The organism is Rhizobium sp. BK619, from assembly GCF_014195245.1.
GTDB lineage: Bacteria > Pseudomonadota > Alphaproteobacteria > Rhizobiales > Rhizobiaceae > Rhizobium > Rhizobium acidisoli.
In genome coordinates this window covers 1-19,050 of the sequence record NZ_JACIBH010000028.1, presented here as the reverse complement: position 1 = coordinate 19,050, position 19,050 = coordinate 1, and the positions used below count along the sequence as shown (strand labels likewise).

General features: G+C 58.6%; 16 protein-coding genes and 1 pseudogene. 6 read left to right on the top strand and 11 right to left on the bottom strand.

Translation table 11 applies throughout. From position 1 onward, the window contains the following. Positions 1 to 395 precede the first annotated feature (395 nt). The 3 genes and pseudogenes from FHX14_RS32480 to FHX14_RS32470 all read right to left on the bottom strand — a co-directional run. Positions 396 to 692, bottom strand: coding sequence for a hypothetical protein (locus FHX14_RS32480; protein ID WP_184381213.1), 297 nt, complete (start codon positions 690 to 692; stop codon positions 396 to 398). Positions 693 to 1,147: 455 nt separating this feature from the next. Then, positions 1,148 to 1,675 carry a DUF4142 domain-containing protein gene (locus FHX14_RS32475; RefSeq protein ID WP_184381211.1) on the bottom strand — a complete coding sequence of 176 codons (528 nt, stop codon included), beginning with the start codon at positions 1,673 to 1,675 and terminating at the stop codon, positions 1,148 to 1,150. A 244-nt stretch (positions 1,676 to 1,919) separates the two neighbouring features. After that, positions 1,920 to 2,424: pseudogene (locus FHX14_RS32470) on the bottom strand (alcohol dehydrogenase catalytic domain-containing protein); the annotation flags it as partial. Positions 2,425 to 2,998: 574 nt separating this feature from the next. Here FHX14_RS32470 and FHX14_RS32465 point away from each other — a divergent pair. The 6 genes from FHX14_RS32465 to FHX14_RS32440 all read left to right on the top strand — a co-directional run bounded on the left by FHX14_RS32465 (position 2,999) and on the right by FHX14_RS32440 (position 11,618). Next, positions 2,999 to 3,907, top strand: coding sequence for a cytochrome c (locus FHX14_RS32465; protein ID WP_184381215.1), 909 nt, complete (start codon positions 2,999 to 3,001; stop codon positions 3,905 to 3,907). A 155-nt stretch (positions 3,908 to 4,062) separates the two neighbouring features. Then, positions 4,063 to 5,205 (top strand): helix-turn-helix domain-containing protein, encoded by a 1,143-nt coding sequence (locus FHX14_RS32460; RefSeq protein WP_184381209.1) that lies wholly within the window; start codon positions 4,063 to 4,065, stop codon positions 5,203 to 5,205. A 445-nt stretch (positions 5,206 to 5,650) separates the two neighbouring features. Beyond that, positions 5,651 to 6,046, top strand: coding sequence for a response regulator (locus FHX14_RS32455; protein ID WP_184381207.1), 396 nt, complete (start codon positions 5,651 to 5,653; stop codon positions 6,044 to 6,046). A gap of 132 nt (positions 6,047 to 6,178) precedes the next feature. Then, the gene (locus FHX14_RS32450) at positions 6,179 to 7,183 is read left to right on the top strand and encodes a chemotaxis protein CheB (protein WP_184381205.1); all 1,005 of its coding nucleotides are present in this window, start codon (positions 6,179 to 6,181) and stop codon (positions 7,181 to 7,183) included. A gap of 84 nt (positions 7,184 to 7,267) precedes the next feature. Further along, positions 7,268 to 11,242, top strand: a complete 3,975-nt coding sequence (locus FHX14_RS32445) for a CheR family methyltransferase (RefSeq protein ID WP_184381203.1) — start codon at positions 7,268 to 7,270, stop codon at positions 11,240 to 11,242. Next, entirely contained in the window at positions 11,235 to 11,618 is a 384-nt protein-coding gene (locus tag FHX14_RS32440) for a response regulator (RefSeq protein ID WP_184381201.1), read from the top strand. The genes FHX14_RS32445 and FHX14_RS32440 overlap by 8 nt, the downstream gene beginning before the upstream one ends. Before the next feature lie 83 nt (positions 11,619 to 11,701). On the opposite strand, the gene FHX14_RS32435 is transcribed toward FHX14_RS32440, so the two are convergent. The 8 genes from FHX14_RS32435 to FHX14_RS32400 form a co-directional block, all read right to left on the bottom strand. After that, complete coding sequence (locus FHX14_RS32435; RefSeq protein ID WP_003591044.1) at positions 11,702 to 11,923, bottom strand: hypothetical protein; 222 nt, start codon at positions 11,921 to 11,923, stop codon at positions 11,702 to 11,704. 207 nt (positions 11,924 to 12,130) lie between these two features. Continuing rightward, on the bottom strand, positions 12,131 to 12,553 hold the full coding sequence (locus FHX14_RS32430) for a c-type cytochrome (protein WP_184381198.1): 423 nt from the start codon (positions 12,551 to 12,553) through the stop codon (positions 12,131 to 12,133). Then, entirely contained in the window at positions 12,528 to 13,430 is a 903-nt protein-coding gene (locus FHX14_RS32425; RefSeq protein WP_184381196.1) for a cytochrome c oxidase assembly protein, read from the bottom strand. The genes FHX14_RS32430 and FHX14_RS32425 overlap by 26 nt, the downstream gene beginning before the upstream one ends. Next, the gene (locus tag FHX14_RS32420; RefSeq protein ID WP_184381194.1) at positions 13,427 to 14,029 is read right to left on the bottom strand and encodes a cytochrome c oxidase subunit 3; all 603 of its coding nucleotides are present in this window, start codon (positions 14,027 to 14,029) and stop codon (positions 13,427 to 13,429) included. Before FHX14_RS32420 ends, FHX14_RS32425 begins: the two co-directional genes overlap by 4 nt. After that, positions 14,026 to 15,939, bottom strand: a complete 1,914-nt coding sequence (gene ctaD / locus FHX14_RS32415; RefSeq protein ID WP_012556099.1) for a cytochrome c oxidase subunit I — start codon at positions 15,937 to 15,939, stop codon at positions 14,026 to 14,028. Before ctaD ends, FHX14_RS32420 begins: the two co-directional genes overlap by 4 nt. Then, on the bottom strand, positions 15,936 to 16,916 hold the full coding sequence (coxB, locus tag FHX14_RS32410) for a cytochrome c oxidase subunit II (protein WP_184381192.1): 981 nt from the start codon (positions 16,914 to 16,916) through the stop codon (positions 15,936 to 15,938). Before coxB ends, ctaD begins: the two co-directional genes overlap by 4 nt. After that, positions 16,913 to 17,506 (bottom strand): cytochrome c, encoded by a 594-nt coding sequence (locus tag FHX14_RS32405; RefSeq protein ID WP_003591051.1) that lies wholly within the window; start codon positions 17,504 to 17,506, stop codon positions 16,913 to 16,915. Before FHX14_RS32405 ends, coxB begins: the two co-directional genes overlap by 4 nt. Positions 17,507 to 17,520: 14 nt before the next feature. Continuing rightward, positions 17,521 to 19,050, bottom strand: a 1,530-nt coding sequence (locus FHX14_RS32400) for an FdhF/YdeP family oxidoreductase (protein ID WP_184381190.1), incomplete at its 5' end; no start/stop codon positions are given.

The following is a 19,050-nucleotide window of genomic DNA, read 5'->3' as shown; positions in this document are numbered from 1 at the left end:
CATATCCGCCGCCTCCATCCGGCGGCTCCTATTGAATCAGCCAAATCATGATTTGAATAGCCAGTGCGATTCAGTCAGATCGGGTGCCGCTCTAGTAGCGATACTGCGTTTCTGGCGCGGCATTCTTATCGCTCGAAACTCTCGCTCAGCGAGGCGACGCCATTGAGTTTCGCAAGCGGCGATCCGCCGAGATGATGTCGAGCACGATGATTGTCACACGTAGGGCAGGCATGCGAGCAGTTGCGAGGGAACGTCGAGCCCTGGTGCTTGCGCGACAAGCCCCCTCTGTGCTCGGCGCCGAACAAGAGCGATTGGGCCAATCCTGCATTCGTTCGCCTTTGCGCGCTTCAATGATCGGCGGGAGGATTTTCGGCATCCAGGCGCAGCGCGAGCTGTCAAAGCCGGTCGATTGCCGTCGACCTGATGACGATCTCGTTTTGCTCGAAACGGATCTCCAAGGTCTGCCGATAAGATGCCCACCACCGCCGGTCGAGATTGCTCGCCATCACTTCGACCACGATGATATGGTCTATTTCTACGGAACCACCCTCGGTCCATATCCCCTCCGCCGGAACATTTGCATATGTGGTTACGCCCCCAAACTTTTCGGCCAGCTCACTGCGCACGGCATCGAACCGTCCATGGGCGTCACCGGGCGAGACTGGCAGCAAGATCTCAATCAAAAAGGCCATCTTTACCCGCTTTCCTGAGGGGCGTGATCACGTCACCTTTCGCACGCTGAACGGCAAAATCACACTGCCGATACATTCCCGTTCAGCTCGGCTGACATAGGAGTCGTCCCCAGGCCGGATTCCATTCCACTCCTCATCTCTCGCCGGGAAATATCGTATCGTCTTTGTCCTTCTCCGCGACTTTTCGAACGTAGGCCCCGATTTCCTTTCCCGAGTAGTAGAATTTCACAATCAATGAGCCGAGGGGGCGAGACCCGAACAATAACGTATATACTCCGGAGTTTCCGCCGGATGGGGCCCGACGTCTGCGGCCTTAACCAGTGAGCGAGATCTTGGCCGGCCGGACGCCCTCCGCTTTCTCATATCTGGTAGGCGCGCGTTCTTCCGTCGTTCACCATCGACTCTCTCAACTTGAAAAGGCCTCGGCATCCCAACGACCCCGAGGTTGATGCAGCTTATTTGTTGAGTTCCTTGGCCATCTCAAGGTGATGTTCCAGAGCAGGGCGGGTGCTTGCGGCCCATGCCTTCAGCTCGGGATTGTCCCCTTCATCACCATAGCGCTTGAAGAGGTCGACCGCATCTTCGTGGGCTTCCTCCTGATCGGAGTGATATTGCTCATTAAAATCGTCTCCTTTCAGGCCGTTCAGCTTGTCCAACATGCTTTGCTGAGCCGACGACATGGCGGCGGGAAGCGTGGCCTTGACCTTGCCGCCGGACACCAGCGCTTTCAATTCGTCGCTTGTCTTTTGATGGTCGGCAAGCATCTGCTTCGCAAAAGCCCTCGTTGCATCGTCGCCGCGCTCGGCAGCCAGTTTGCTGGATGCGATTTCGAACATGTCGCTGGCGGCCGCTTCCTTGACGAAATCCTCCGTTTTCGGCGGAACGCCCATCAAGGAATTGACGCCAGTTTTTTCGGCGGCCGATTGCGCAAAGGCCGGAACGGCAAGCAAGAGGGCAAGTGAGACAATGACAAAGCGTTTCATCGGGATCTCCTGAGTTGGTTACCGCTAAACTATTGGACAATCCGAGAGTTCCTCCTTCGCCGCGGATTTCGCCAGTTCGTCGTCGATGCCCGTGTATCTGCCGGTAACGACGGCGAGGCCCTTTGCTGGATTGACTGTGATCATCATGCGTCTCCTTACGGTTTGAGGACGACCTTGATGCATCCGTCCTGCTTGTCGCGGACCGATCGCCGGGCTGAATGTTGCAGAAGTCGGCCGCCATCTAGCCCGTTGGGAAAATATCGGAAAAAGCACGTGCTCGTCAGTAAGTCCGTCCGGCACCTTAATCGGTCCGACATCGGAATAAGGCACGCGCAGATATTCGGCCTGTCCACCTGCATAGCCGCCAAGAAGATGTGAATATCCGAAAAGGCCGGCCGGCGAATTGCGCCATATTTTGGTGACTTTCGCCCGATCTGGGTTGGAGCGTTCGCAGCCGGAATATAAACCGCGCTGCAGAAAAAGCATTTGCCGCACGAAATCGACGAAATCGTAAAGGGGACGACGCGGTCGCCGACCTTCAGCTTGGTATTTTCCTTGCCGACCTCCACCACCTCGCCCATGGTCTCGTGGCCCATCACATTGCCGCTGTGCGTTTCGGGCATCACGCCGTCGTAAAGACGCAGGTCAGACCCGCAGATCGCGCAGGAAGTTACCCTGATGGCGTCTCGTCCGTCCTCGATTTGACGATCCGGAACGCTCTCGCAACGGATATCATGCTTGCCGTGCAGCTAAGGGCTCTCACAATCGTTTCTCCTCAGCAGTGTTTAACGGCACCCCAACCCCAGCTTTTCGCAAAAGTTTCGTATGGGGATGGTGCCTACCCGGGATTAAGACGACCGGAGTTGGGAAAATAGTGTGCGCCAACTCACCTCATCAAGGAGGTGATACATTGTTGGGCTCTGGCCGCCGCGTAACCTGCAAGAGCTGTCGGGAGGGGCGGAACATTCAGCGTCGTCTATTGTTGGGGTACCCAAAGATCATTTGGCCTTTGAAGAACTTCCTTCTTGGCCTCTAACTAGGGGAGGTGGAAGGCCGGCACAAATATCGACCGGCACGAAAGGCTGAAAGAGTCACTATCGCTGATGGTGGTCTTGGCATTCCGAATAACAGCGGTCAGCCAGTGGAACTAACGAATGCGCGAAGCGAACCCGTGGTCGCCCCATGTCACGCGGACCCGGCCGAATGGTCTGCCAACAGTCAACAACGCCTCGTCGCCATCGGAGTCCGGCTGCGTCGCGGGCCCCGCACCTGGTCGAGCCTTCGCTGGTTCAAGATGACGGCACAACGATTCTGGGTTTTAAGATGAAAGGTAGCTGGTTATTTTCGATAGCAATCGCTGCGGTCTTCATCTCCTCGACGATCTGGGTTTTGACCAAGCCGCATCTACCTTTCTCCGCCGACGATCCGCGGCTGACACCAGGGGATGCAGAGCGCGGTCGGCTGGTATTTGCCGCGGGCGATTGCGGCTCCTGCCATGCATCTCCTGGCCAGCCAGATCGCCTGAGACTTGGGGGAGATCTCGCGCTGGCCTCGCCCTACGGCACCTTCAGGACCCCCAATATCTCGCCAGACCGCCAGGCCGGCATAGGGTCATGGTCCGTGGCCGATTTGGCCAATGCCCTGGTCGCCGGCGTATCGCCAGCCAAGAAGCATTATTATCCTGTCTTTCCCTATGCCAGCTATACTGGAATGAAAATCGACGACATCAGGGATCTGTACGCCTTCCTGCGTACGCTTGAGCCCGTTGCCGATCATCCGCAACCGCATGACATCGCTCTGCTCTTTCGCATCCGGCGGTTCGTCGGCCTCTGGAAGTTTCTGTTTTTTAACGAGGGCCGATCCGAAGGAATGCTGAATGGCGATCCCTTGCATGATCGCGGCGCCTATCTTGTGGAGGTGGTTGGCCATTGTGCCGAATGTCATTCGTCGCGCAACGTCTTCGGCGCGATAGAACCGATCACCCGCTTTGCCGGGGGAATAAGCTCTGAGGGCGTCGGCTTCAATCCGAATATCACGCCGGGGGGTATTGGCTCATGGTCGGAAAACGATATTACAATGATGCTTAGGAGCGGCAAGACACCAGATCACGGTTATGTCGGCTGGTCGATGGCAGATGTCGTTAGAAACACGGCCGAACTTACCGAAGCCGACCGCATTGCCGTCGCTCGATACCTGAAGTCATTGCCGCCGCGCCCGACCGCCCATCCGTAGTGATAAGACGGTGTCCGGCCCCCTGCAGCACCGATTTGACGCCGCGTTAAGATCCTCGCAAATCGGTGTGTTTGAAATTGGAACTTCGGCGGCGCGATCGGGAACAGGCCGATTGCCCAAACGTTTTCAATGGAAACAGAAGGCATTAGGATGGCATGAATACGGCTTTGACCAAGCTCGCGCCAATGGCCCTCGTCGTCGAGGACGATTACGTCCTTGCAAGCGACCTCGCGTCGACGTTGTCGGAAGCCGGTATCAAGATCATCGGCCCTGCACCTAATATCAAGCAAGCCCTAAGATATATCGAAGAGTCTTCACAGATTGACGTGGCCATTCTCGACATCAATTTGAGTGGTACGATGGTGTTTCCGGTTGCCGATGAGTTATCGAAACGCAATATCCCTTTCTTCTTTGCAACGGGCTATAGCCGAGATGTCGTTCCACCGCGCTTTGCCGACCGGATCTTCGTGGAAAAGCCGCTGGACAAGAGGGCCGTTTTCGAGGCCCTGTCCGGCTGCCAAGGTTCGACGCAGAAGGCCCCGGGCCACCAGGAAAACCTTATCCTTGCCGCGCTTTCTCCCCGCGAGATCGATGTCCTCGAGCCGCATTTGAAACAGGTTCGACTGGTGCAAGGCCAATTGCTCGAAGAGCAGTTTTGCGAGATAAATGCGGTTTCCTTCGTCGAAACCGGGATTATATCTCTCGTCGCAGTGTCGCTCGATGGCTCGCAGGTCGAGGCCGGCCTGATCGGGCGGGAAGGCATGACAGGTGCCGGCTTGCTGGAGGGCGATTGGCGCACGCCTTACAACATGATGGTACAGATCGAAGGGACCGCTCAGCGAATTGACGTGGACGAGTTTCTCCGTCTCGTACATAAGGCGCCGCAGCTGCGCTCTCTCTCATCGTCATTTGCTCGCTCGCTTGGAGTCCAGATTGGTTATACGGCCCTTGCCAATGGCCGATATTCAATCGAGCAGAGGCTGGCGCGTTGGTTGCTCATGATCAATGACCGGGTGGACAGCCAAGTGCTGAATCTGACCCATCAATATATGTCTTTCATGCTGGGTGTGCGGCGTTCTGGCGTAACAGACGCGCTCCATGTTTTGGAGGGAGAGAAGCTTATCAGATCTGTCCGAGGCAAGGTGATCATCGTCGATCGGGAAGGCCTTATCCTCAAGGCCCATGGCTCCTACGGCATTCCGGAGACCGAGTACGAGCGCTTGATGGGCTTTTCGATGCGGGGCGCGCAAAACAATCTGATGAATTCGGCAAATCGTCCCCGCTTTTCCCGTCCCTGAAGTGCGGAAGTGAATGACATCCTCCTAAGGTGTCAGCGTCTCGTTCGCCGTATTTTAATCTTTCCGAGGTCCCGCAACTTTTGTCTTCAGAGGCAGTTCGACAGGGAAAGGAGACCAGATAATGGAGCCTTCGCTCGCGCTAGCGCCAATTTTCTCTCTGCCTGCCGAAGACCGGTATCTGGCGTCTAACATGATGACGGCGTTGAGGACGAAGGTGCTGAAATCGTCGCACCAGTGTCGAATGTCGCAGGTGCTTTGCACCTGGTCACCGTTACCGCCGACGATTGTTCTTCGGTGCCCAAGCCTTTTAGGTCTATTTCTTGCCTCGACAAACAATGGAATGAAACTATTGGCGGTGCTCGCCGAACTGCCCACTCGGCAGATCAGGGCGCGAGTACATCCAGTGGGTTGACATTACTACTGCTGTCTCATTGGAAGGTGCCCCGTGCAAAAAACCAATCAAGCGAAACTCTTTTCCGGAAAGCGTATTCTTATCGTCGAGGACGAGTATTTTCTTGCCGATGAGACTCGCCGCAAGCTGGAGGACCTTGGAGCGATGGTTGTGGGTCCGACATCAAACGTTAGCCGTGCGCTCGATCTCATCAAACGGGAGCCCATCGACGCGGCGATCCTTGACGTTTTTCTCGCTGACGAACTCGTATTTGCCGTTGCCGATGAACTGGAGGCGCGCGACATCAACTTTGTCTTTGCAACCGGCTATGACCCTTCCCACATGCCCGCGAAATACAAAGGGTTTGCGCTCTGCGAAAAACCAACCGAACTCGAGCAGATCGCTGTTGCGCTCTTTGGTCCACCCGGTGGTTTGGACCGGCTGAACTGATCGCGTCCTCGCCGTGCAGCGACATGATTGCCAGAATTCCGTGAGCCATGGGCTCGAAGGACGGATCTACCGGCACTCGACGGAACAATGTCGCGTCGCCGACTGTTGAATGATGATGGAAGGTCAACCACCATGCCGTCAAGCGCAACCAAGGATATCATTGCAATTGGCGGCTCGGCCGGGAGTGGCGCTGTGCTCCAGGCCCTGGTTGCGGATCTGCCCGCCGACTTCCCGGCATCCGTCTTGGTCAGCACCCACATTCCTTTGAACTCACCGGGCTTCTTAGCGCAGGTGCTGGCGGCCAAATCCAAGCTTCCAGTGACGCAGGCGGTTGACGGCCAGCCAATCGAGCGCGGCCACATCTACCTTGCGGCACCCGACCGACACCTGCTGCTCATCGGTGAAACAATCATGTTCGGAGCTGGCCCCCGGGAAAATATGGCCCGGCCGTCAATTGATCCGATGTTTCGTTCTGCCGCGCTCTCACTCGGACCACGCGTCGTGGGGCTCGTTTTGACCGGGATGCTCAACGACGGAGCTGCAGGTCTTCATGCTATCAAATCCAACGGCGGCACGGCTGTGGTGCAGCACCCTCTTGATGCTGAGGCGGATCAGATGCCGTTGGCTGCACTCGAAGCGGTCGAGGTCGATCACGTGGCCTCGGCAGCTGACCTTGGCAGGCTTCTAATCGATATTGCGGGAACGTCCGCTGGGCCGGCTCTTGATTCCCCGTCGGACGAGTTGCGGCTTGAGGTCGAGATCGCAGCCGGCGCACGAACCGGCAGCGTCGAACTTCGCAAAATAGCCTCGCCAACGGCCATAACCTGCCCCGATTGTCATGGCGTGCTTTCCGAGGTTCGCGGATCGGGGCCGCTGCGTTATCGGTGTCAGATCGGCCATGCCTATACTGCCGACGCGCTTGCCGCCCACATCGATGAACTCGACGAGGCGATCAGGATTGCCCTGCGGGTAATGGAGGAGCGGGTGACCCTGGTGGAGCGCATGGCCCGAGATGCGCGCGAGACCGGCCGAACCGCCGTAGCCGAACTCTACGAGGCAAGGGCTGCGGAATATCGTAGATACTCCGCAACCCTGCATGAAGCTGCACTCACCTCACTACGCCTCGGGAACGCGTGACTTTTCAACACGCCTCATAAAAGGTGTATCATTCTGTCGCGCCGGGCGTTTAGGGTCGGCCGCAAACCGAGATATGGATTGATAATGGCCTACGAGGAACAGGAGTACATGGAGCAAGGGGCGGGGGCGGCGCAACCGGGTCGCCACGTACAGCCGCTCGTGATCGTCGGCATCGCGGTCTCAGAGCAGTCCCTGAGCTCGCTCGAACAGATATTTTCAGAAGTCGACGTAGGATTGAGCGCATCCTATCTTGTGGCAGTACACCAGCAGAAGGGCCTTAGCACCGCAACCGTCCTTGGATTGCTCGGGCGGCAGAACAGGCTTTCAGTGACCGTCGCAGCCGACGGTGCGCGGCTCCTCCAGAACCAAATCTATATCAGTGGATCGGACGATGTCGTCACGCTCGAGGACGGTCATATCCGCGTCCGTCCGGCCTCCGAACCGGTCGGCCACCGCGGGACCGTCGACACCATGCTGATTTCTTTAGCAGAGCATGCAGGTGAGCGGGCGATCGTTGTTGTCCTGCTGGGGCTCGAGAATGACGGCACCGCTGCGGTTGCGGCAACCAAGAACTTCGGCGGCCTGTCGATCGTGGAGATTGGCGAAACCGCAAATGCCTCTTTCGAGGATGGGAGAGGAGCGGTGGCGATTGCGGATCTGCGTCTGCCGGCCCAGAGCATTGCAGCTGAAATTGCCCGACACGCGCTCAATGTCAACGATAATGAAGACGCTGGAATAGGCGATGAAACCCCAAACGCGCTCGAGGCGCAGATTACCCAGATCGCCACGGTTCTTCGCAACGTCACGAGCCACGACTTTCACGGATACAAACGCGGGACATTCAGCCGACGCGTCCACAGACGCATGCAGGTGCTGCAGATCGGCAGCATCGATGCGTATATCGAGCGATTGCGCGCCAGCCGAGACGAAGTTCAAGACCTGTTTCAAGACCTGCTGATCGGTGTCACCCAGTTTTTTCGAGACCCGGCCGAGTTTGAAGCGCTCGAGCGCGAAATTCCAAAATTGTTCGAAGGCAAGGAGGCGAGCGACAAATTCCGCGTCTGGGTGCTGGGTTGCGCGACCGGAGAAGAGGCCTATTCGATCGCAATGCTACTGCGCGAGCACGTATCCGCTATGGATTATCCTCCGGAAGTGCAGATATTTGCGACGGATCTCGACGCACGCGCACTGGGAATTGCACGCGCTGGGCGCTATTCGGCTGCAATCACCTCCCATGTGCCGCCCGAGCGGCTCGCTCGCTGGTTCGTGCGAGAAGGCGACACTTATTGCGTGGTCAAGGAATTGCGGGAGATGTGCATCTTCTCACCGCATAACATCGTCAAGGATGCACCATTTTCCCGCATCGACATCCTGTCGTGCAGAAACCTGCTGATCTATCTCGACAATGAATTGCAAAACAGGGTCATGCCGATCTTCCACTTTGCTCTCCGGCCAAGCGGAATCCTGTTTTTGGGCTCATCGGAGAACGTTACCCGGCACGCAAAGCTTTTTGCCCCCGTCGACCGCAAAAACCGCCTGTTTCGGAGGCTCGAAACGGCAACCCGGATCATTCCGGACTTCCCGCTCAGCCCACGTCCGCGCAGCCCCGACCATCCGTTCTCGCCACCAGCGCCCATGCTCCAGACCGGACGGCTGTCGGCCACGATCAGCCGGCAAGCGGAGGTCGTCGCAGAGCGCTTTGCCCCGGCCTATGTGGTTGTCGATTCGCACTACGATGTTCTGCACTTCTCAGGACGCACGGGCCGCTATCTCGAACCGACGTCAGGAACGGCGACCCTCAACCTTCTGAGCCTTGTGCATCGCGATCTTCGGCTCGATATGCGCTCCGCCTTGCAGCGTGCCACGACGGAAGCCGCCAAGGTCGAAGTGCCGCGCGTGCTGCTGCACCAGGACGACCGCAGCTATGCCGTCAATATCATTGTCGAACCCCTAGGCAGCGGCGATGTGACCTCACTGATCGTGCTTTTCCAGGACACAGGCCAGGTTGCCGAGGGGACGGCGCCGGACGGAGGACGGCTGACGAGCGAAGAACACGTCCAGCGTCTTGAGACCGACCTGCGCCTGACGCGCGATCGGCTCCAGGCGACCATCGAGGAGCTCGAATCCACGAACGAAGAGCTCAAATCGTCCAATGAAGAATACCAGTCGATCAATGAAGAGCTGCAGTCGGCCAACGAGGAAATGGAAACCTCCAAGGAAGAACTGCAGTCTGTCAATGAGGAGCTACAGACTGTTAACGGCGAACTTGCTCACCGGGTTGCTGAACTGGACCGGGCAAATTCCGACTTGAAGAACTTGCTCGAGGCCACCCAGATCGCCACTGTGTTCCTCGACAATGATCTGCGGGTCAGAAGCTTCACGCCGGCGGCGACCGAAATATTCCACCTGCTTGAGACCGACGTCGGCCGACCGCTCGACCACGTCGTATCGCGGGTCGCTTATCCGCAACTGTTGGATGATGTCCGGCTTGTTCTGAGAACGCTAATGCCCGTGGACCGGAAGGTCAGCGACCCCACGGACAACCGGCACTATGCGGCGCGTGCACTGCCGTATCGCAGCGTCGACAATTATATCGGCGGAGCTGTCGTCACCTTCACAGACCTGACGGCGACCTACGAGGCGGAGATGGCGCTTCGACGCAGCGAAGAACGCCTGCAGCGCGTTTTGGAGACAGATGCGGTCGGGGTGGTCTTTCTGAACAAGGATGGCGTCATCGTCGACGCCAACGAAGTGTTCTTGAAGATGTCCGGGTATAGTCGCTCCCAAATGGGTCGCCCGGAGCTTCATTGGCGCCGGCTGACCCCGTCGGAGCATATTGCCGAGACCGAAGCACAGATGGAAGCTTTGACAGAGACTGGCCGCATGGGCCCCTACGAAAAGGAGTATCTCCTCGCCGATGGCGCCCGTCGCTGGATGTTGTTTGCCGGACGCGATCTTGGCGACGGAACGATCGCGGAGTTCTGCATCGACATCTCCGCACGAAAACAGGCACAGGCAGCTTTGCGCCAGGAGGAGGAGCAGTTCCGCCTGTTTGGCGAAGCCTCTTCCGACGTTTTGTGGATCCGCGACGCGGAGACGCTTGAATGGAATTACCTCGCGCCAGCCTTCGAGGCCATCTATGGTGTGGAACGGCAGCAGGCCCTGAGGGATAATAATTTTCGCAACTGGGTGGAATTGATCATTCCTGAAGATCGAGAGAAGGCGCTCTCCGAAATCCGTCGCGTGCGAAATGGCGAGCGCGCGGAATACGAGTACCGCATCAGGCGAGCGTCTGACCACGAAATCCGTTGGTTGCGTAACGCCGAATTCCCGCTTTTCCGAGAGGAAGGAACGTTTACGCAGATCGGCGGTATCGGCCGCGATATCACCGAAGAAAAGGTCTCTGCCGATCGTATGAAAATCCTCGTCGGCGAACTTCAGCATCGCACGCGCAACCTCATGGCCGTCGTCCGGTCAATGGCCGACAAGACCCTGCGGACCAGCACAGATCTGGCCGATTTCCACAAAAAGTTTCGCGACCGGCTGGATGTGATGGCGCGGGTGCAGGGCTTCTTGTCGCGGCTGCAGGATGGGGGTCGCATCACTTTCGACCAGCTTATCCGCTCCGAACTGTCTTCCCACGGCGTAGCGGAGGGCGAGACGAGCCGGGTTATCTTGCAAGGTCCAGACGGGGTCAGGCTTCGATCAACGACCGTCCAGACGATGGCGCTGGCGATACACGAGCTTGCCACCAATGCAATCAAGTACGGGGCGCTTAGCCAGCCTCAGGCGCATCTGGCGATCGTTTGGCGCGTCGAAAAACAAGGCGAAAACGCCAAGCCATGGCTGCACGTCGATTGGCGGGAGAGCCGGGTGAAGATGCCGCCTGCCGGTTCTGGACCACAAGGGGGCGGCCAGGGCCGCGAACTGATCGAGCGCGCGCTGCCCTATCAGCTCGATGCGAAGACGTCCTATGCCCTTGGTGAGGATGGGGTCCATTGCACGATCGCAATCCCTGTTTCTCTCAGCAACCTGATCGAGGTTGATGGTCATGGTTGAACGGGCGCTTTTCGGATACCGCGTGCTCGTGGTCGAGGACGAATTCATGCTGGCGGAGGATCTGTCCCAGGAACTGGCCGACGCAGGGGCGATCGTCATCGGTCCGGCGCAATCTTTGGAGCGTGCGGTTGAGCTGCTGTCCACATCGGGCGGTCTCGACGCAGCCGTCTTGGACGTCAACCTTCATGGTGAGCCGGTATATCCGGTTGCCGATACGCTTGTGGAGCGCCATATCCCGTTCGTGTTCACCACCGGCTATGATCGCTCTGTTTTACCCGTAAGGTTCAAGTCGATTGGCTGCTGTGCCAAGCCCGTCGACATGACGAAACTATTGGAAGCCTTGCAGTCTGCTATCGAGATTTCACGGCGAGCCTAGCCTCGCAAACGTATTGAGCGAGATCTGTCTGCTAATTCATCGCCGTTACCGTTCGACCCGGCCAAAGCCGGTAAATTTGCTTCTCATCGAAGGGAAAGCAACTCCGCCTTGAGCCTGTCGAGGTGAGCGACATGCAAGATCTGCGACTCCTCAAAAACCTTAAGAAGTCGTTGCGCTTCACTCGCGTCCGAGCCGCGGTTCGTCAACTGAGCCACGATCTCCCGCTGCCGAGCGATGTGCTGCCCTCCTAACGCCACATGCTCCCGCGCCTGCTGCAGATGTTTCTCCACCATACCTCTGTCCATCCCGATGTCCTTTCTCCCAACCGCTCATCATGCGCTTATTATCCAGCTTGGGAAACGGATAAGTGCTGCTTGAGTGGGGCAGGCGATATCGTCCGGTCATATGCCGTAATTTCTTGTCCTATCGGCCGCATCTCATCAGAAAAAGAAATGCGCTAACGTTCACTAAGAACGGCTCTATTGGGGAGCCCTGGACGATAGAAATCGTGTCTAATGGGCGTAGAGATAGGCCGCGAGATCACGCGCTTCCTTTTCCGATATTCCGGTCGTCGGCATCGCAGTCTTCGGAGAATAGCTCTGGGGCGCGACGATCCAGCCGACCAGGTTTTCTGCGGAATTGTTGAGCACGCCGGCAATATAGACCCGCTCGCGCAGACCGGAGAGATCGCCCCCGACCTTGCCGTCCGCACCGTCGATGCCGGGGATGGTATGACATCCGCTGCAGCCGTATCGACGAAAGATCACCCCGGCACGATTGGGATTGCCCTTAGTCAGGGCGATCGCACTGGCGAGCTTTTCGGATCGCGCGCGATAGACGTCGGCCAATATCAATGTTGCGATAAGGCTCAGCGCACAGGCACCGACGACAATGACGGGGCGAAGCGAGCTACGAAGTAACGATGCGTGTTCCACCTGCGCCTCCCTTTGCCGAATCCCTGATCCACAGGGCTACCAACGCAAGCGCCGCGGCGGCGTAGACGATCCCGGCGGGAACCCACATGACCAAGCCGGCCATCTGCTGGTCTTCAAGCGGCGAGAGCCCCCAATCCCCGGAGGTTTGCGTCTGCAGGCCATAAAGTAGCTTCGGCGAAAGCGCGATCAGGGCGCCAAGAATGCTCATGTGCAGCATGGTCAGAAAGAGGTGCCATGCGGCAAGTCCCCTGTTGGTCTTCCAGATGACCGACCACCAGAAGAGAATTGCGGTCACAAAAAAGCAAAGATGCTGCAGGCGGTGGAGGGGAACGCTTTCGATGGCAGCGTCGAAGAGGACGGGTGCGTGCCAGGCCCAGATCGCAGCGCCGTGCGCCAGCGTTGCAATCGTGCCGTTGCTGAGGAACGTCCATATTCTGCTGACCGCCTTGCTGGCAAGCGCCTGTCCTATCCGGCGCCTGACGACCCTCGGAAGGCTCCAGAGCAGCATTGCAGGAGAGCGCGCCAACACGATGAGCGGTGCCGACACCGCCATGACCAACTCGTGTTCGATCATGTGGACGGTAAAGAGATGTTCACCAAGCCAATGCAGGGGTGAGACGAGGGCGCCGGCAAGCATGAACCAGCCTGCCCAGAAACTCGCCATCCGGTGTGAAAACGCGTGGCGGCTTGCAGCCGCCCGCGCCAGGAGGCGAAGGCTGCCGCAGCCGTAAAGGATTGCGCTGAGAACAAGCGGGGCGAGGATCCACGGATCGAGGGTCCACGGGAATGCGCCCGAATGAGCATGTCCGTCGTGGGCGATCGCCGGGTGGCTGATCGCAGTGGCAGCAAGAACGATGATGGCGCTTCGTGTTTTCATAATCGCGGCACCCAGTAGATGCACCCGTAAAGGGGAAGCCAGGCAAGGACGACAAAGTTCCAGTAGAGCGCGTTGTCCTCGACGTCGCCGTAGCGCCGCGTATTGTCCCCGTGCTTTGAAAACATCAGGAAGGCGAGAACGACGGTATCGACGAGGTCGGTCACGATGTGGGTCGTATGCAGGCCGAGCAGGGTCCAGACGATCGATCCGTAGGCGTCGTCGTCCCAATTGATATGGAGGGCTGAAAATTCGAACGCGCGCGGTATGAGAGGAAGAACTCCCAGAATGGTCATGGCGATCAGTCCCGCCCGCACCTTGCGAAGGTCTCTCTGCTTCGCCCATCGGGAGACCAGAATGTTCGGTACGACACTGACAAGCAGCAGCAGGGTCAGGATCGTGCCGGCGGCAAGGTCCGGAGGAGGGGCTTCGATCGGCCACCGTGGCGCAAGGCTCATGAGATAGAAATAAACGGCGATCGCCAGCGCAAAGCCTGTGCCTTCGATCAGCATGAAGGCGCTGGTGCCCCAAAAGGTCAGGCTCGCGTTGCCCGTGCCATGCAGGGGAAGCTTCGACAGATCGAGGGCAATTCGTTCTTTCATGATTCGTCCTCCGGCGTTCGTTTCGGCCAGAACCAACCGGTCAAGGTGATCGCTACCGGGATCGCGCCCCAGATGACCGCCCAGGGACTGAAGATCGAGGCAATCAGCATGACGCTCGTGGCAATGGCGGCAAGAAATGGCCAGATGGAATTGGCCGGCGAGGATTCCCGGGCTTCCGGATCGGCAGTTGTGAGACTGCTGACGATCAGTTCCCGTCGGTCGAGCCGCAGACCTGTCGCCACCGCCAGTGCATCGCCTGACGTCCAAAGCGGCTCCCGGGATTCGACCACGGGAATGTGCCGGAAGTTATAAGGAGGCGGGGGCGAGGGCGTGGCCCATTCCAGTGTCGATGCATTCCAGGGATTGGAGCCCGCGGCAGGGCCATGCCGGAAACTGCGCAGGACGTCGATGAAGAAGACGAGGAAGCCACCCGCCAGGATGACGGCACTGAGGCTGACGAAGAGGTTCAGGCCCGTCCAGGGTAATTCTGGCGGATAGGTATAAACGCGCCGCGGCATGCCTTGCAGGCCGAGGATATGCATCGGGAAGAAGGTGAGATGAAAACCGGTGAAGATCAGGCCGAAGGCCCAGCGCCCAAGCCTTTCGCTCATCATTCGCCCGGTCATTTTCGGAAACCAATAATAGATCGCCCCGATCAGCGGAAAGACGGAACCGCCGATCAGCACATAGTGAAAATGCGCCACGACGAAATAAGTGTCGTGAACCTGGGTGTCGAACGGCACCGATGCCACCATGACGCCAGTCAAACCGCCAATGACGAATGTGATGAGGAAGCCGATGATGAAAAGCATTGGCGTCTTGAAGATGGGACGGCCGTCCCACAGAGTTGCCAGCCAGCAAAAGATCTGGGTGCCTGCCGGAATGGCGATCGCCATGCTCGAGGCGGTGAAGAAGCTGCTGCCTACACGCGGCAGGCCGGCCACGAACATATGGTGCACCCACAATCCGAAGGCGAGAACACCGGTCGCAATCATCGCCAGCACCAGCGGCAGATAGCCGAAGGCGGGGCGCTGCGTGAAGGTCGAGATCATCGCCGAAACCATGCCGACGGCAGGCAGGAAGATGATATAGACCTCCGGATGGCCGAAAAACCAGAACAGATGCTGCCAAAGGAGCGCATCGCCGCCCTCTGCCGGATTGAAGAACTGCGTGCCGACCAGCCGATCAAGGATGAGCGACGTACTGACGAGCATGATCGCTGGCATCGCCATGATGACCAGAAAGGCTGTGACGAGCATCGACCAGACAAAGATCGGGATCCGGTCGAGCGACATGCCAGGCGCCCGCAATTTGAAGACGGTCACGACGATTTCGACGGCAACGGCAAGGGCCGAGACTTCCGTAAAGGTAATCATCTGAGCCCAAATGTCTGCCCGCTTGCCCGGGCCGTATTGCGGGCCTGCCAGTGGCACGTAGGCGAACCATCCGACATCGGGGGCAGTGTCGAGCGCGAGAGACGCCCACAGGAGCAGCCCGCCGGCGAGAAAGATCCAGTAGGAGAAGGCATTCAGCCGGGGAAAGGCAATGTTGCGGGTACCGACCATCAGGGGAACCAGGTAGACCGCCATCGCCTCCATCACCGGCACGGCGAACAGGAACATCATGTTGCTACCATGCACGGTAAAGATCTGGTTGTACCGGTCAGCGCTGATGAAGCGGGCTTCCGGGAATGCGAGCTGGAGGCGCATGGCCATCGCCAGGACGCCGCCAAGCATCAGAAAGACGAAGGCTGTGGCAATGTAGCGGCGGCCGATGATCTTGTGATCGACGGTCGATAGGGCCGCCACGATCCCTGCTGGCGTCGACCATGTGGCCTTAAGGAAAGCTTCGGCCTTTTCATCGCCGGCAGCCAGATCAGCAGGGGAGGGAATTTTACCGTGCCGTGTCATTGCAACCCACTCATATAGGCGCTCAATTGGCGCAGCTCCTCGCTGGTGACGGGGACCAGCGGCATGTTGTTTCCCGGCTTCAGCGTTTGCGGATCGGCAATCCACGCAGCAATCGATCCGCGCGTATTTTCCATCAGTCCCGCGCCGATCATACTCCGGCTGCCGACATGGGTGAGGTCGGGGCCTGTGGTGCCCGCTGCCTCGGTGCCGCGAATGGTATGACAAGCGGCGCAAGGCTTGCGCATGAACACGAGCTTGCCAGCAGCGGCTTCACTTTCTGCCGGAACGGCGGCCGGGCCCCTTTGTGCGTTCAGCCATCTGGCATAATCTTCGGGCTTTTCGGCGACGACCAGCAGCGCCATATGACTGTGCTGCAGCCCGCAGAATTCGGCGCACTGACCACGGTAAACGCCCGCCTTGCTCGCATGAAGCGTCAGCCCATTTTCCCGACCAGGTACCAGATCCTGCTTTCCGGCAAGGTTCGGCACCCAGAAGGAATGGATGACGTCGCTCGCCTCAAGGCGGAGGCGCACATCTGTCCCGACCGGGATATGCAGCTCGTTCGCGGTCTGGAATGTTTTTGCAGGATCGGGATCGAGATAGGTGAATTGCCACCACCATTGCTGGCCTCGAACGAGGATCGTCGGTGGATCGGCCTTGCCGCGATCCAAGCTGGGCGTGGCGTAGAAGCTGGCGGCGGTCAGGAAGGCTATAACGACGAAGGTTGCAACCACGGCGCCGGAGACAATCCTGCCCATCGAACGCTCGATCGGCGGCTGGCCGGCGGGCGCATGCCTTTCACGAACCAGAGCCCACGTCATCACCCCCATCACCAGCACGAAAACGATGCCGCAAACGGCGAAGAACAGAAATATGAGGTTCTGGAGCGCTAGAGCCGACGGCCCATCCGCGTTAAGCACCGATTGTGTGCCGGCGCAACCGGAAAGAAACAGCGCGCATCCCGGGGCGATTTTCAAGGTTGCACACCCCGATCAGAGCGAACCCCGGCCGGTCCTTGCTCAAAAAGACCCGCGGCCGGTGCGCGGTTTTCGGACGGTCTGGTGTGCTTGTCGTCGTTTCGGCTCGTCGCTGTATAGGGCGGGGAATAGCTCCCGATCGTCCTGACGTAGCCGGCAAGCTGCCAGATTTGGTCGCTCGTCATTTTGTTTCCGTAGGAAGGCATGCCGTGTGGCCGGCCGTCACGAATGGATGCGACAACCGATACCATTTCAGAACCGTAGAACCACCAGCCGTCGAGAAAGGAGGGACCTGTTCCGCCGCGTCCATCTCCATGGCAACCAGAGCAACCGAACCAGGAATAAAGACGCTTGCCCTGGCTCAAATCGAAGGCCGTCGCCTCATAGGGTTTGCCGATCGCGAAATAGACATCCGGCGGCGTGCCGCCGATGCGGTCGGGCATCAGCTTGAACTGGTCGAGCGCTGACGCGACCGGTGGGTCGGTCCTGTACTGGCGTGGATGTCTTGCCCAACCGATCCACGCCCCGATGAGCAGCATGCAGAGAAGGGTTCCTGCCGCAAGCCAATTGAAACGTCTGGTCTCGTCCATCGCCCGCCCCCAAATTAGGATGGCGATGCGACGCCGGAAAGGCTCACTCTGACCGGCAACAGCTTGTAAGACGGCGTTTTGGCTTTGGCGTCGTGATGGGCCAGCGGGAAGAGGGGGTTCGCCTCCGGGTAATAGGCTGCGCAACATCCTTTCGGCATGTCGTGCCGCGCGATCCTGAAGCCGGTGACACGACGCGTTGTTGCAACATCAATTGCGGTTGTCAGGTCGACGACGTCGCCGTCCTTAAAGCCCAACTGCTCGATGTCATCCTTATTCATGAAGACAACTTTCCTGGTGCCGTCCACGCCGCGATAGCGGTCGCCATAACCATATATTGTCGTGTTGAACTGGTCGTTCGAGCGAAGGGTCGCGAGATTGAGAACGTCGCCGGCGGCGGCCGGGTCAATGTCGAACTGCGGAAAGAGCCGCGGCGGCGTGATGAAATTGGCTTTCTTGTTCGACGTGGCGAATTTGCGCTGCCGCGCCGGCACCGGCCGCGGAATGCCGCCCGGCTGAAACAGGCGTTTGTTGAAGTCCCTAAAGGTTTCGGGATAGGTCCTTTCGATCGCGTCGCGGATTTTTGAATAATCTCCAACCCATTCGTCCCAGGGAACCCGTCCCTTCGTCAGCGTCGCCTTGGCAATGCCGGCGATGATTGCCGGTTCCGAAAGGAGTTCGTTGCTGGCGGGCTTTGCCCTTCCGCGCGAGCCGTGGAAATGCGCCACGGAGCTCTCGATAGAGACGGCTTGCGGTCCGCTTGCTTGTTCATCGATTTCCAGCCGGCCAAGACAGGGCAGGAGATAGGCGATTTCACCATGAACGACATGGCTGCGGTTGAGCTTGGTGGCGATCTGTACGCTGAGGCGCAGTTTTCGCCATGCTTCTTCCATCGCTTGCGTTTCTGGAATGGCGCGCAAGAAGTTGCCCCCGAGACTGACAAAGGCCTTCGCTTCGCCTTGCATGATCGCCTTGCAGGTATCGACGGTCGAGCGACCTTCCCAAGTCGGCGGCTCGAACGCATAAAGTTCCGAAAGCTTATCGAGCGGCGCCAGACCAGGTTTTTCCGTGATCCCGACCGTACGCTGACCTTGCACGTTCGAGTGGCCCCGCACAGCACAAATATTGGCGCCGGGTTTACCGATATTTCCCCGCAAGAGAGCCAGATTGACGACCATATGAACATTCTGGACGCCCATCACATGCTGGGTCAGACCCATGCCATAAATCATCAGCACGGCTTCGGCCTTGGCATAGGTGTTTGCCGCCTGGGTCATCTGTTCGCGGCTAAGACCTGACACCTGCTCCAACTCGGCCCAGTCGTAGCCACGTGCCGCATCGGCAAATTCTTCGAAGCCCGACGTGTGGGTCTGGATGAAATCGTGGTCCAGCACGTGCCTGGTATCGGCCGCTGCCATCGAGGCGGCAAAGGCGACCGTTGCGGCATTCGACGGATCCTTTGGCACGGCATCGCTGCCAGCGACCTTGCTGATCCCTGATGCCTTCAAGGCATCGTCGGCTTCGATCAGCGCCTTGCAGACGCCGAA

Coding starts and splice junctions, on each gene's coding strand:
- FHX14_RS32480 (WP_184381213.1), bottom strand. CDS start 692: ATGGCCTTTTTGATTGAGATCTTGCTGCCAGTCTCGCCCGGTGACGCC.
- FHX14_RS32475 (WP_184381211.1), bottom strand. CDS start 1,675: ATGAAACGCTTTGTCATTGTCTCACTTGCCCTCTTGCTTGCCGTTCCG.
- FHX14_RS32465 (WP_184381215.1), top strand. CDS start 2,999: ATGAAAGGTAGCTGGTTATTTTCGATAGCAATCGCTGCGGTCTTCATC.
- FHX14_RS32460 (WP_184381209.1), top strand. CDS start 4,063: ATGAATACGGCTTTGACCAAGCTCGCGCCAATGGCCCTCGTCGTCGAG.
- FHX14_RS32450 (WP_184381205.1), top strand. CDS start 6,179: ATGCCGTCAAGCGCAACCAAGGATATCATTGCAATTGGCGGCTCGGCC.
- FHX14_RS32445 (WP_184381203.1), top strand. CDS start 7,268: ATGGCCTACGAGGAACAGGAGTACATGGAGCAAGGGGCGGGGGCGGCG.
- FHX14_RS32440 (WP_184381201.1), top strand. CDS start 11,235: ATGGTTGAACGGGCGCTTTTCGGATACCGCGTGCTCGTGGTCGAGGAC.
- FHX14_RS32435 (WP_003591044.1), bottom strand. CDS start 11,923: ATGGACAGAGGTATGGTGGAGAAACATCTGCAGCAGGCGCGGGAGCAT.
- FHX14_RS32425 (WP_184381196.1), bottom strand. CDS start 13,430: ATGAAAACACGAAGCGCCATCATCGTTCTTGCTGCCACTGCGATCAGC.
- FHX14_RS32420 (WP_184381194.1), bottom strand. CDS start 14,029: ATGAAAGAACGAATTGCCCTCGATCTGTCGAAGCTTCCCCTGCATGGC.
- ctaD (WP_012556099.1), bottom strand. CDS start 15,939: ATGACACGGCACGGTAAAATTCCCTCCCCTGCTGATCTGGCTGCCGGC.
- FHX14_RS32405 (WP_003591051.1), bottom strand. CDS start 17,506: ATGGACGAGACCAGACGTTTCAATTGGCTTGCGGCAGGAACCCTTCTC.